We start from the raw sequence: 13,347 nt of genomic DNA, 5'->3' as shown, positions 1-13,347 counted from the left end.
TTCGTATATTTTGCTTAATTTTGTTTCACTGAATTTAGAAGGATATGATACAGAACGAAAGAGAAATCAGGCATGAGCTTGTGTTACAGGCCGCACGCCGTATGATGACAGCCGCTCGCACGGCTCCTAAAGGCAAGGGTATTGATATCATAGAGATAGCGATGGTGACGGATGGGGATATCTTGCGCTTGTCCGATGAGATGATCCAGATAGCGGCCGAGACCGGATTCAAGTTCCTGCTCCGTGACGCCGAGAATATAAAGAGTGCCGATGCCGTGGTGATTATCGGTACCTCCCAGAAAGTACAAGGCTTGAACTGCGCCCATTGTGGTTTCGATACCTGCGTGGAGAAGCCGGACTTGGTTCCGTGCGCTATTAATTCCGTCGATCTGGGTATCGCTATCGGCTCGGCTTGCGCTACGGCGGCGGACCTGCGTGTGGATACTCGTGTCATGTTCAGCGCCGGCTTGGCGGCCCAACGACTGGGGCTGTTGGGAGACTGTAAATGCGTGATGGCGATACCGGTCAGCGCCTCGTCGAAGAACCCGTTTTTTGATCGTAAACCGAAAGAAGAACCGAAAAACTAGAAACAAATGAGTGACTCTATTCTAAAATTCGCGAATAAGCTGGAGATACGTTATTCCTTTAATAATAAATCCAATTATATGGATGCCATGACCAAGCACCGGTGTGAGAAGGAGATTCTTACGCTGATACGTTCCTTGGCGGATATGCTGGACGTGAAGCTGACGGTTTACAACGAGCCTTACGATAAGGAGGGTGGTTTCCGTGAGAAGCTGGGCGTGGCTGGGGAGAGTAGCCGCTCTATCTCTATCGTGTTGAACTTGGTGATGCAGATATTGACCCGTCCTTCCTTGTCGGTAGGTGGACAACCGCTGATGGATCGTACGCCGGCGGACGAGGAGGAGATGCAGCATGAGCTGTCCAAGTTACGCCGTGAACTACGGCTGAAGACTCCGGGGGCTACGCCTTCACACCGCTTGATCGACCTGTTGAACGCCTCGCCCCGTTTCTGTAAGTGTAAGTCTAATTTCTACGAGGCTTTGAAAGGGTATCCGAAGGTGACGAAAATCTCGGTACGTGAGTTGAACGAGAAGGATCGCAACCGTTCCGGTTCGCTGGAGGTGAAACGGGACCAGTTCGATTATTTTATCTTGCGTAGCGACGATCTGCCTACGGTCAAGGATAATAAGGCCACGATAGAGATCATCTCGCCGGTACTGAAAGACAGTAAGTATCGGTGGAAAGGTATCTACAACAAGGGAGGCGAGACGATCGATTTCTATATGCAAGATGAGGATTTCAAGAAACAGATGTTCGAGGACAAGATCTCGTTCACGAGCGGTATGTGCATCGATTGCGTCTTGGAGATCGCCCGCCGTCTGTCGGAGCTAGGAGAGGTGGTCAACGTGAGCTATACCGTGACTACGGTGATACGTACCCGTTTCGATAAGATGGAGATCGTCACCCCTCAAGGCAAGCGGCATCTTCGTAAACTGGAAGCCGCGAAGAAACAGCTTACGCTGGATTTGTTCGGCTAATCCGACAGCGGTATTCCCATCGCTCCCAAACACTACCGTGTTCCCACCTGAACACAGTAGTATTCATCAGCGAACACAATAGTATTCAATCCCGGACACAATAGTCTTTTTGCTTTGAATACTATTGTGTTTTTTCGTAAGGACGGGCAGTCTATACGAGTGTATATTTCCTCGGATAATTGAATAAGATCGCCAATAAGGCGCCTGCTCCCAATAGATACGGGTAGTAAAGATATTGCATGATCTCGATAGGGGAGACATGCCCGAGTCCGGCGGCCATCAACATCTGGGCGCCGTAGGGGATGATTCCCTGTACGAAGCAAGAGAAGATATCCAATAGGCTGGCGCTGCGGCGGGGATCTATCTTGAACCGGTCCGCTATATCTTTGGCGATCGGGCCGGCCATGATGAGGGCGATCGTATTGTTGGCCGTGCAGAGGTTGGCGAAACTTACCAAGGCCGCTATGCTCATCTCGGCCCCCTTGGAGGAATGGATGCGGGAGGTAAGCTTGCGGATGATCCAGTCGATACCCCCGTTATAACGGATCATCTCCAACATGCCTCCTGCCAGAAGCGTCACGATAATCAGCTCGCCCATATTCGTGATACCTAGTCCCATGGAGGCGTTCCAGCCCCAGATATCGAAGCTACCGGTCCACAGACCTACTATACCGGACAGGACGATCCCGATGAATAGCACCAGCATGACATTGATCCCGCAAACGGCGGTTACCAATACCACCAGATAAGGGATCACCTTGACCCATTCGATCGGGGCGGGGGCGTAAGCGTTCTCCACGCCGCTTCCCACCAGCACGTATATCAATCCGGTCAGGATCGCTATCGGGAGGGCGATACGGATATTCACCTTGAACTTATCGGACATCTGGCAACCCTGCGTGCGGGTAGCTACGATAGTCGTATCGGATATGAACGACAGGTTATCGCCGAACATAGCGCCGCTCACCACGACACCCAGCATAAGGGCGTCCGGCATCCCCGTCTTGTCCGCTATACCGACAGCTACCGGGGCCAAGGCCACGATCGTGCCCACCGACGTACCTACCGAGATGGATATGAAGCAAGCGGCTAGGAAGATTCCGGCCGCCAACAGGTTACCGGGCAGGATGGACATCGCCAGATTCACGGTAGCGTCTACGGCACCCATCGCCTTGGCGGTCTGCGCGAAGGCCCCGGCGAGGATGAAGATCAATACCATCAGCATGATATTACTGTTGGCCGCCCCCCGGCAGAACTGCTCGATGCGGTTGCTTAATTTGCCTCCCTTGGAGATCGCTATCGCTACGATCGAGGAGATGACGAAGGCTACCGTTATCGGCATCTTATAGAAATCTCCCGCCACGATAGATACCACCAAATAAGTCAATAAGAATACCACCAGCGGTGTCAACGCCCAAGCGTTCGGTCTGCGTTCCAACTCCCCCATTTTTTCTTATCTCTCTTAAATTAACTGTCAACTGTCAATTCTCTACGTCCCTTCTCTTAGAAGGAGAACCGCAGCGCTATACGCACGCCCCCCTTCTTGATATTCGGTTGGTCCAGATACGTCAACCGGCGGTAATAATCGATCCGTAATATCTTGAAGATGTTCTCCAGACCTACGCTGGCCTCCAGGTAAGGCGTACGGCCCATCGGCGAGGTTCCCTCGGGGAAACGGTATAGTCCCGTCGGGTCCAAGGCAGGGTTGTTCTTATCGGTCAGTCCTCCGTAGAAACCGCTGAACGATATCACCTCACGCAAACGTAGCCACTTCACGCCGGGAATACGGTTTAAGATCCATCCCTTCATATAATACGTGAAGTAGAACGAAACATACTGGTCGCTTACGAACTCCAGCGCACGCATCATGTTGAAGGCTTGCGGCTGGATCGTGATGGACTGGTTGGTATTCGGCATGATGAGCAAGGGGAAAGGAACCTTGTCCCATACCTTGCCCGCCGTCACCAAGGCGTCGATATGTCCGAAGGAAGAGAGCCAGATCCGTTTCTCGGCGCTGATCTCCGTATGGTTGTAGTTGAAGTCGCCCCCCAACACGTTCTTCAATCCCATCTGATGGGATAGCTTGAATACGGGAGCGTCTTTCGAGAGGTTGAAAAGCGAGTTCTTACCCTCTCGTCCGTTATAGGCACGCTCGCCCGGGGCGAAACGAAGCTGGGTCCCTAGCTCCGTGTTGGTGAAACTCTTTAGGTTCGTCAATGTCCCGTCGGCGTCGTAACGGTCGTAGCGGAGCGTTCCGGCCGCCTCGTTGTTCTCGTTCCGCGCCCAAGTGGTAAGGGTCAGGCCATTCAGCCATTCCTTCTGGTACTGGAGCATGGTCTTGCGGATGTATTGCATCATGGTGACGGGCTCGCCCACCTTCCATGCCACGAACATATTATCCTTGCTGGTGAAGAGGAAGTCCTGACCAGGCGTATATACGTCGTACTCTTGGATCGCAGAGATATTGTTCACCGGGCTTTCTCCCTCGTGATATTTCTTCTTGTTCACGCTATACGTCAGCTTGGCGTTATACTTTAGCTTACGGTCGTTTACGCCATAGGCCAGATAACCGCTACCGAACCAGTGCGGGTTGAGGTTTGCCGTCGTCATACCTCCCACACGCATGCGGAAGCCCTCCAGATGGTTGGCGCTGAACGTGGTATTCATCGGTCCGAAATCGAACTTGCTCTTATCCTTGTCCGCCGTGGTCGGGATATAACCGGTGATCAATATCTCGGCGGTCTTGATGATCACGTTGAAAGCCGGTACCTTGCGAAGTTGCGCCAGCAAGTCGTCCAAGGCGCTCTCTTTCTCTTTCAAGGGGACATGGCGGTTGTGTATCCAGAAGGTGTCGGTCTGGGCGGTGGCTTCGGGCAACTCATGGATCGGGCCGAGAAGGCCGAAGATCGAGTCGGCGTTCTGCACGTCGAACTGATACTTATCGAAATTCCTTAGCTGGTGGGCGTAGAGCTGTTGCGCCCCTTTTACGATATAGAAATTAACGTAAGTATTCTCATTGGCGAGCACCCAAGTGCTATCCGGCATCCGCTTGAACTCTTGCTCGATCCGGAGCTTGTCCACCCAGTTGAGGTTGATGTTCGCCGGGGTGTTCAAGAGGAATTTCTTGACGGCGTAATTACCGTCCAGCGTGATGTACAAGCGGCCCGTGAAACCATAGCTCTGGCTGTTTACGGGCACGAAGGCGAGATCCACACATTTATCTCCGGCAACGTCCACTGTATCCATGATATAATATTTGTAATAGGAGACGGCCAGCGTGGAAGATAACGGGCTCACGAAACGGTTCAACAAGATATTGATATTGTTGTCGAAGATATTGACGCCCTTGAATATCTCCTCAAGGTTGGCGGTGATGGCGCCTCCATCGTCCAAGGTCTTGTCGATACCCTGCTGGCGCTTGGCCTTGGTGATCGTCTTCTCCGCCTTGGGATGTTTGCGGTAGTATTGGTCGGAGATCGTCTCACGGACGGAGATCGTCAGGATCGGTTTCCCGTTGAACTCCGAGGTATCCAGATAGTTCTTGATGAACTTGAATTTCTTCAGGAACTTATTCTTCTCGAGATTGGGGTTGAAGTCGTCCAGCGACATGCTGAGCTTCTCGTACACCTCGCTTTGGTACTCGTCCTTCGCCTCGATGCGGTTGTCGTTCTTATGCTCTATGACTTTCTTGATCAGTTCCACGGCGGGGTTGTCCTTGCGGGAATATTTCTCACGTTTAGGCTTGACGACTACCTCGGCAATCTCGAACGAGGTAGGCCGGAGGAGCACGTTGAGGGCGTTGTTCTTTTGCCCCGCCTTTAGGTTTACGACCTTATTGTCATATCCAAGCGAGGATACGACCAGCCGGGTAAGCCCTTTGTCATTCTGGAGGCTGAAAGCCCCGTCATCGTCGGTCATCGCCCCGATCGTCGAGTTCTCGAACATGACGGATACGTAGGATAGGGGTTCCCCGCTTACGGAGTCTCTCACGATTCCGGATGCGGAAGTTATGCTCTGGGCGTATAGGACGGAAATGCCGGTCACGAATTGTAACAGGACTAGCAAAGTGATATAGCGAATAGATCTTATCATGTAAATGTCTCGTTATTCCTTCACGGATAATACTGTTGGCAAAGGTATGTTTTTTTCGTGGGAGGGAGGGGGGAGAGGCTATTAATAATCATTAATCAATGGGGCATCCCCTCCTTGGAGGGAGGGGAGCCCCATCATTCTTAAATCTAAAAAACATGAGGGCCTCACGGCTTTATATCTCTGACGGCGATTCGCTATCCGCTTGCTTCTTGGCGGCGGCGGCTTTCACGAGCGCTATGCGTTGGTTGTAGAGGGCGTTGGTCTCGTCGATCAGCGCGTTGAGGCGGCTGATGAAGGTGGCCGTCACCTGAGTGGGCTTCACCACGCTTTGGGCGAAGGCGTAGGTGGTCATCTCGTCGTATTCCTCGTCCATGCGGAGGCGGATTTTCTTGGCGCTCTCCACCGGGAGGTCGGCCCGTGCGTTGGTGCGCTGCTCGGTCAAGGCTGCGTATTGCTGGTTCTTCTCCTTCAGCGTGGCCACTACCTCGGTGAGGGTGATCGCCGCCAGTGCCTCGGGCATGCCCTCCTTGGCTAGGTCGGTCAGCAAGCCCTCGATGGCGGCCGTCTCCTGCAAGTTGGCGAGGCGTGCGGCGCCGATGTAGGGTTTCACGGCGAGGTATAGCTTCTCGGCGGCCGTGCGTTGCGCCGCCAGCGGGCTTTTCGTCATTTGCGATACGGTGGAGGTGATGAAGGTGAGCAGGTCGTCTCGCTCCTTGTCGATGGCGGACATCTGCGCGGTTTCCTCGCTGGCGGAGGATTGGTTGACGGCGTCGGTCAGCAGCTTGAAGTCGCTGTCGAAGGCCGTGCGCAGCTCGGCGGGGATGCCCAGCGGGTCGTTCGGGTCGAAGCTGATCTCGTCGGGAGATTCGGAATCGCCGCCGTCACCTGCGATCAGGCTCCCGTAGCGGGCCATGAAGGTCCGGTACTCGGCGTTGTTTAATTTTGCGATGTTAATGTCTTTTACTTTTGTAATCTTTCCCATTTTCTTATTGATTTAGATCCATGATCTGTTTAACACTGGCTAAAGGTACGACAAATCGATTGATATAGCTCTGGGAACCGCCGTGTTTTTCGCGGATTCGACCTCGCGGCAGGTGAAAAGTCGAATCTTGCGAAAATACGGGGCTTACATCGGGTGCGAAACGGAATCTTAGGGAAATATTCCACCTTGCGGCAGGTGCGTGGTGGAATTCGCGAAAAATGCGGGGGGTGCATCGGGTGCGAGGTCGAATCTTGGAGAAATGCGGCATCTCGCGGCAGGCGCGTGGTGGAATTTGCGAAAAATGCGGGGGGTACATCGGGCGCGAGGCCGAATCTTGGAGAAATGCGGTATCCCGCGGCAGGCGCGAGGTCAAATCTGTAAAAAATGCGAGGCCCAACCTTGGTGGCCGGGCCTCGCGATAAATCATTTCTTCTTGATCACGATGATACGCGTGCCGCCCTCGGGCTGTACCAGATCCCCGATCTGCTTGCCATTGTCATCTAACGTAGGAACCAAGAACGGATAATATTCCGGGTTGTAATACTGCTTCGTGCTTAGGGAGCCTTCTCGGGGGTGCATGGAGTAGGCGAGCACGCCGCATCTCTACAACGCCTCCTTGTTCCACTTGTTCAGCGGGTTCTTCCCCTCGGGGGTATAGAGCTGGGCGATACGGGCGGCGTAGGCTTTCTCTACCTTGCCCCGGACGATCTTCATGGTGCTATTTACCATGCCGTTTTGCTCGGTGAAAGGCTCGGGGAGGATGGCGAAGGTGGTCGGCAACCAACGATCCGGGAATAGGGTGGACAGGTCGCCTCCCTTGCGGAAACGGTCGATCTGGCGCTGGATGATACGGATGGCCTCTTCCCGGCCTTGATCGCTCGTGAGGTCCAGATTCTGGTGGGCCAGATGTTTCCGCAACCGTTCTTTGTTAGGGACCAACAGGGCGGTCGTGTACGGACTCTGGTTATTGTACAGGATCAGCTGGTCGATGCAAGAGGAATGCTCTACCAAGGCTTCCTCTATACCCTCCGGACTGTATTTCTCCCCGTCGCTTCCGATCAGCAGGCTCTTGAAACGCCCCAACACATAAAGAAGCCCGTCATGCATATATCCCATATCCCCGGTGTACAGCCAACCCTCCTTTACGGTATCGGCCGTCGATGCCGGGTTCTTCCAGTAGCCGGCCATCACGTTCTCTCCCCGGATGACGATCTCGCCTTTCTCCCCCGGAGGAAGTACGTTGCCGTCCATGTCGCAGATCTTTAGGTCGAGGGGCCGCACCAATACGCCGCTACTGCCGAAGGTATGGCGGCGGGGGCCGTTGGTCGAGATGATCGGTGTCGCCTCGCTCAGCCCGTATCCTTGGTACATCGGGATTCCCAAGGCGTAATAGAACTTCTGCAAGTCCTTATCCAGCAAGGCGCCCCCTCCGATAAAGAACTTCAGCTCGCCCCCGAAGTTCTCACGGACTTTCGCGAACAATAGCTTGTCGAACAAACGGACCAGTGGCTTCAAGAGGACGCGGAAACCTTTTCCTTCCTCCTCGTCGCTATCCCCGTTATAGATATAACCGATCCGTAAGGCTAGGTTGAAAAGGCGGACGGCGTTCTTGCCTCGCGCTCGGATACCCTGCTCGATATTCTTCTTGAAGTTCTTCGCCAAGGCGGGGACACTTAATATCAGGTACGGCTTGAACTCCTTTATATTGATAGGGATATTCTTCAAGGTCTCCATACCGGTACGCCCTACCTGCACGGTAGCTACCGAGGCTCCCTTCGACATGAAGATGTAGAATCCTACCACGTGGGCGAAGCAATGGTCCAACGGGAGGATCACCAGCGTACGCCACGTATCGTCTATATCCACGCAAGTGAGCGCTTGCTCCACGTTCGCCGTATAGTTGCGGTGGGTGAGGATCACGCCTTTCGGATCGGCGGTCGTGCCGGAGGTATAGGTGATGGTGGCGTAATCATCGTTGCCCAGCGATTGCCCGATCGCCAAGAACTCCTCTAGCGGATGAATACCCAGATAGACCTTCCCCATCCGGCGTATCTCGGACAGCGGCATCTCACGGTCTTGGTATTCCGCTTGCTCGTCGAGTACGATGATCTTCCGTACGGCGGGGAGCTTATCCTTGATCGCCCGGATTTTCTTGAGTTGCTGGCCCGATACCATGATATATTTCACGTCGGCGTGGACGAGGCGGAATAAGAGGTCGTTCGCCTCCTCCAGCTTGATCGATAGGGGCACGTTCGTCGCCCCGGCGTAGAACATGGCCAGCTCGCCGATGATCCACGCGTTGCGCCCTTCGCTCAGTAAAGCCATATTATCCCCCTTTCGCACACCCAGCGATATGAGGCCGGCGCTTTCCTCATAGACGAGGTCGCGAACCTCGGCGTAAGTGGTTGGCTCGAATCGCTTGCCCGTCTTCTCCCATAAAAAAGGATTACTCGGGAATCGCTTGGCTGAACTCTCAAAAAGGTCTATAATCGTTTTCTTTTCCATATCTTTTCGTGTTTGTAAGAGGATGTGTCAAAAGTTGGTTGAGTTTATTTTTTCCATCTCTTGCAGGTAGCCGCATGCCGCTTCCACCGTAGGGACGTTCTTGATCACGATGCTTCGCTTGCCATTCTGCTCCCGGAGGTTGCATTCACGGGGATGCTTTTGGATGAAGCCCAGCAGCTTGCCGAACGCCTCGCTTTGGTAATACGGGCTGTCCGGGTTATTCACCAAGAAGAGGCTCATCTGCCCTTTCTTCAGGACCACTTTCTCCATGCCCAGTTTCTTGGCCATGCGGCGGAGGCGCACGATCCGGATCAACTCCTTGCCCTCCTTCGGTATCTTGCCAAAGCGGTCTTTCAGGCGCTCCGTAAAGGCGAGGATGTCACGTTCCTCCTCCATATTATCCAACTCCCGGTATAGGGAAATACGTTCCGAGTCGTTGGGGATGTAGGTGGGAGGGAACATCAATTCCAGATCGCTCTCGATATAGGTCTCCCGGACGTACTCGCTGCCCGTATCCCGGTGCCCTTCGGTGTTATCGGCGTAAAGATCGGCGAATTCCTCGCTTTTCAACTCGTCTACCGCCTCCTCCAAGATCTTCTGGTACGTCTCGTAACCCAGATCCGCTATGAAACCGCTTTGCTCAGCCCCCAACATATTGCCGGCCCCCCGGATATCGAGGTCTTGCATGGCGATATGGATACCGCTACCCAGCTCGGAGAAGTTCTCGATCGCTTGCAACCTGCGCCGTGCCTCCTGCGTCAGCGAGGTGAGGGGCGGGGAAAGGAGGTAGCAGAAGGCTTTCCGATTGCTTCGTCCCACCCGTCCGCGTAGCTGATGGAGGTCGCTAAGCCCGAATTGCTGGGCGTTGTTGATGATGATCGTATTGGCGTTAGGCACGTCGATGCCGCTCTCCACGATACTGGTGGCTATCAATACGTCATACTCATAATTCACGAAATCGAGGATGATCTTTTCCAGCTTCTCCGGCTCCATCTGCCCGTGCCCCACGGCTACCCGTGCGTCGGGGACTTCCCGCCGTACCAAGGCTTCCATCTCGTAAATGTTCTGGATACGGTTGTTGATGAAGAATACCTGCCCGTTCCGGCTCATCTCGAAATTGATCGCTTCCCGGATGATATCGGGGTTGAAACGCTCCACCTCCGTCTGCACGGGATAACGGTTGGGCGGTGGCGTGGTGATGCTGGAAAGATCCCGGGCCCCCATCAAGGAGAACTGTAGGGTACGGGGGATTGGGGTGGCCGTCATTGTCAAGGTGTCCACGTTCACCTTCAGCTGCCGAAGCTTCTCCTTGACGGATACCCCGAACTTCTGCTCCTCGTCGATGATAAGCAAGCCCAGATCCTTGAAACGTACATCCTTGCCGACGATCCGGTGGGTGCCGATCAAGATATTCACCTCGCCCTCTTTCAGCTCTTTCAAGGTAGCCTTGATTTGCGCGGCCGTACGGGCCCGGCTGATATAATCGATCTTGCAAGGGAAATCCTTCAAGCGCTCACAAAACGTCTGGTAATGCTGGAAAGCCAGTACGGTGGTGGGTACCAACACGGCCACCTGCTTATTGTCCGATACCGCCTTGAATGCCGCACGGATAGCCACCTCGGTCTTTCCGAAACCAACGTCTCCACAAATCAACCGGTCCATCGGACGGGTACTTTCCATATCCGCCTTGACCTCGGCGGTAGCCTTCATCTGGTCCGGCGTGTCCTCATAGATGAAGCTGGCTTCCAGCTCATGCTGCATGAAGCTGTCCGGCGTGTAGGCGAAACCCGTCTCTTGCTTGCGTTTGGAATAGAGGAGGATCAAGTCCCGGGCGATATCCTTCACCTTCGCCTTGGTACGTTCCTTCATCTTTTCCCAAGCGCCTGTGCCGAGCTTGCTCAACTTAGGCGGCTCGCCGCTCTCTTTCCCCTTGTATTTCGATAATTTATGCAGGGAATGGATGCTGACGAATATAATATCGTTATTCTGATAAATCAATTTGATGGCCTCTTGCATCTTACCGTTCACCTCGGTGCGTACCAATCCTCCGAACTGTCCTACGCCATGGTCGATATGTACGATATAATCCCCTTGCGAGAACTGGTTCAGCTCCTTGAGCGAAAGGGTGATCTTTCCGCTTCGTGCCTTATCGCTCTTCAAGTTGAACTTGTGGAAGCGGTCGAACAATTGATGATCGGTGAAAAAGCAGATGCGTAGCGTATCATCGGCGAATCCCTCGTGTATCGTGCGGTTTACGGCGGTGAAAGGGATATTGTCGCCCCTATCCTCGAAAATCATCCGGATACGGTTGGCTTGTTTCTCTTGATCGCTCAATATATATAATGTATAGCCCTCGTCGAGGTATTTATGGAACGACTCGCTCACCCGGTCGAAATTCTTATGATAGATCGGCTGCGTTTGCGTAGAGAAATGGATGGTAGCGTCCGCCGTTCCCATCGGCCGTGCCCCGAAATGAATGCGACGGAAATCCAAGACCTCCCGTAGGAAGTCCTCGCCCCGGACTAATTTCTTCCGCATCTGGTCGATATCGGCGAAGGATTCCTCGTCGGCTACCACCGGATCGTCGTTCCATACGCTTCCGATGCGCTCCTTGCACCATGCGAGATCTCTCGCCGCTATGCAGGTGTTCCGGGGAAGGGAGCCTAGCAAGGAAGTACTATCCATGGCGTTCTTGCTCATCTCCGGTACGATATAGATGCTGTCCAGTTTCTCCTTGCTGAGTTGCGTCTCCACGTCGAACGTACGGATGGTCTCCACCTCGTCGCCGAAAAAGTCTATACGGTAAGGAAACTCGTTGGAGAAAGAGAAAACGTCGAGGATACTGCCACGGAGGGCGTACTGCCCCGGCTCATATACATAGTCGACCTGCTCGAAGCCATACTCGTCCAGCACGTCGGAGACAAACATATTATCCAGCTTCTCGCCCACGCTGATCTTTAAGGTATTCTCCTTCAATACCTCCCGGGCCACGACTCGTTCCGCCAAGGCGTCCGGATACGTGACGATCACGAAAGAGGCGTCCGGGTCTTGCAACCGGCTGAGTACCTCGGTGCGCAGGATCTCGTTCGCCGGATCGACATGCCCGTACTTGATGGCCCTCCGGTAAGCGGATGGGAAGAAGTATACCTCATCGCTGGCGGTAAGCTGCATCAAGTCGTGATAGAAATAGCCGGCTTCCTCTTGGTCGTTCAACACGCACACATAACTTCCCCTTCCTTTCGTAAAAAGAGAGGCGATCGTCATTGCCGGACCCGAGCCATTCAGTCCCTTTAGGAATATATTGCGGGACGTATCGTTTTTCAGTAAGGTGTCCAGCGCCGTCACTTGCGGGTGAGCGGCATATAGTTTCAATAATTCTTGTACTTCCAAAGCGAAATCTTGTTTCCGCAAAGGTAACCTTTTTGCTTAAGTTTTTATAGGTGTTCGTCCGGTTTCTTTCTTTATCAAGTAACTAATCCTTGATAAAGACGACTATTGATATTGGTAAATCCGTAAATGTGGTAAGAGAATCTGTAAATTTGCTAAGTGGCTATAGAACGGACTCATCTATCTTTGCCATCCTCTGCGCAAGAAATTTTCTGATAGACGGAGGCGCAACGGCTTCATTCTTTTACGGCTCTCTAAAACCACAGCGATAATTCGAGTAGGGGATTTTGGGGGAAATGCTTTTGGGCCCCCTGAAAAAGGGAGACTTATCGTATATTTTTATGTATGTTCTAGTTCCTTGCCGTATGATTCTGTAAAAAGTCGTACGTGTTTCCCGAAAAACATGTACGACTTTTCAAAAAAACACGTACGTGTTTTTCGAAAATGATAATCGTCTTTTTAAAATGTTAGTATCCAATTATTTATGTATTCATGTCATTTGCATACTTATTGTATGGAATAGTTTAATAAATTTCCTCTATCTTGATATAAAAATTATCTGTTTGACAGCTACTTATACTTGCCGTATCTTTGTGGTACAAGAAAAGCAAAAAGTATAACAAATTAAAAAGTAGCAATTATGAGAACATTAGATTATATCCACTTAGACGCATCAGCGGTAAGTAACGTAGTAGCAAGCTTGAAACAATTATTGGCGGACTACCAAGTATTCTATACGAACCTTCGTGGTTTCCACTGGAATATCAAGGGACACGGTTTCTTCGTTCTTCATGGTAAATTCGAGGATATGTACAACAA

8 protein-coding genes and 1 pseudogene are annotated in these 13,347 nt (G+C 52.7%); 3 read left to right on the top strand and 6 right to left on the bottom strand.

Translation table 11 applies throughout. The annotated features are described in order from the left end of the window. Window positions 1-44 precede the first annotated feature (44 nt). Both DW033_RS01605 and DW033_RS01600 read left to right on the top strand, forming a co-directional pair. Complete coding sequence (locus DW033_RS01605) at window positions 45-587, top strand: ferredoxin domain-containing protein (protein ID WP_057326475.1); 543 nt, start codon at window positions 45-47, stop codon at window positions 585-587. A 6-nt stretch (window positions 588-593) separates the two neighbouring features. After that, the gene (locus DW033_RS01600) at window positions 594-1,562 is read left to right on the top strand and encodes a hypothetical protein (RefSeq protein WP_057326474.1); all 969 of its coding nucleotides are present in this window, start codon (window positions 594-596) and stop codon (window positions 1,560-1,562) included. A 151-nt stretch (window positions 1,563-1,713) separates the two neighbouring features. Here DW033_RS01600 and DW033_RS01595 read toward each other — a convergent pair whose 3' ends face one another. The 6 genes from DW033_RS01595 to mfd all read right to left on the bottom strand — a co-directional run bounded on the left by DW033_RS01595 (window position 1,714) and on the right by mfd (window position 12,531). Beyond that, entirely contained in the window at window positions 1,714-3,009 is a 1,296-nt protein-coding gene (locus tag DW033_RS01595; protein ID WP_005863068.1) for a Na+/H+ antiporter NhaC family protein, read from the bottom strand. A gap of 56 nt (window positions 3,010-3,065) precedes the next feature. After that, window positions 3,066-5,654 (bottom strand): DUF5686 and carboxypeptidase-like regulatory domain-containing protein, encoded by a 2,589-nt coding sequence (locus tag DW033_RS01590; protein WP_122369231.1) that lies wholly within the window; start codon window positions 5,652-5,654, stop codon window positions 3,066-3,068. Between the two features lie 172 nt (window positions 5,655-5,826). After that, a complete protein-coding gene (locus tag DW033_RS01585) occupies window positions 5,827-6,636 on the bottom strand; it encodes a DUF6261 family protein (RefSeq protein ID WP_122382325.1) in 810 nt (269 codons plus the stop codon). Window positions 6,637-7,059: 423 nt separating this feature from the next. Then, a complete protein-coding gene (locus tag DW033_RS24440) occupies window positions 7,060-7,215 on the bottom strand; it encodes a hypothetical protein (protein ID WP_162613644.1) in 156 nt (51 codons plus the stop codon). A 24-nt stretch (window positions 7,216-7,239) separates the two neighbouring features. Continuing rightward, window positions 7,240-9,141: a long-chain fatty acid--CoA ligase gene (locus tag DW033_RS01580; RefSeq protein ID WP_122382324.1), complete on the bottom strand. Its 1,902-nt coding sequence runs from the start codon at window positions 9,139-9,141 to the stop codon at window positions 7,240-7,242. 27 nt (window positions 9,142-9,168) lie between these two features. Then, window positions 9,169-12,531, bottom strand: coding sequence for a transcription-repair coupling factor (gene mfd, locus DW033_RS01575; RefSeq protein ID WP_122382341.1), 3,363 nt, complete (start codon window positions 12,529-12,531; stop codon window positions 9,169-9,171). Between the two features lie 637 nt (window positions 12,532-13,168). Between mfd and DW033_RS24810 the strand changes: the two are divergent. After that, a pseudogene (locus tag DW033_RS24810) lies at window positions 13,169-13,347 on the top strand (DNA starvation/stationary phase protection protein); the annotation flags it as partial.

Origin of the sequence: Parabacteroides sp. AF39-10AC (genome assembly GCF_003635405.1) — a bacterium.
GTDB classification, from domain to species: Bacteria; Bacteroidota; Bacteroidia; order Bacteroidales; family Tannerellaceae; genus Parabacteroides; species Parabacteroides distasonis.
Note: the sequence above shows the minus strand (reverse complement) of the source record. Positions and strands in the feature narration are given on the sequence as shown.

Excerpts from the sequence above, each read along its gene's own strand:
- DW033_RS01605 (WP_057326475.1), top strand. The coding sequence starts at position 45 with ATGATACAGAACGAAAGAGAAATCAGGCATGAGCTTGTGTTACAGGCC.
- DW033_RS01600 (WP_057326474.1), top strand. The coding sequence starts at position 594 with ATGAGTGACTCTATTCTAAAATTCGCGAATAAGCTGGAGATACGTTAT.
- DW033_RS01595 (WP_005863068.1), bottom strand. The coding sequence starts at position 3,009 with ATGGGGGAGTTGGAACGCAGACCGAACGCTTGGGCGTTGACACCGCTG.
- DW033_RS01590 (WP_122369231.1), bottom strand. The coding sequence starts at position 5,654 with ATGATAAGATCTATTCGCTATATCACTTTGCTAGTCCTGTTACAATTC.
- DW033_RS01585 (WP_122382325.1), bottom strand. The coding sequence starts at position 6,636 with ATGGGAAAGATTACAAAAGTAAAAGACATTAACATCGCAAAATTAAAC.
- DW033_RS24440 (WP_162613644.1), bottom strand. The coding sequence starts at position 7,215 with ATGCACCCCCGAGAAGGCTCCCTAAGCACGAAGCAGTATTACAACCCG.
- DW033_RS01580 (WP_122382324.1), bottom strand. The coding sequence starts at position 9,141 with ATGGAAAAGAAAACGATTATAGACCTTTTTGAGAGTTCAGCCAAGCGA.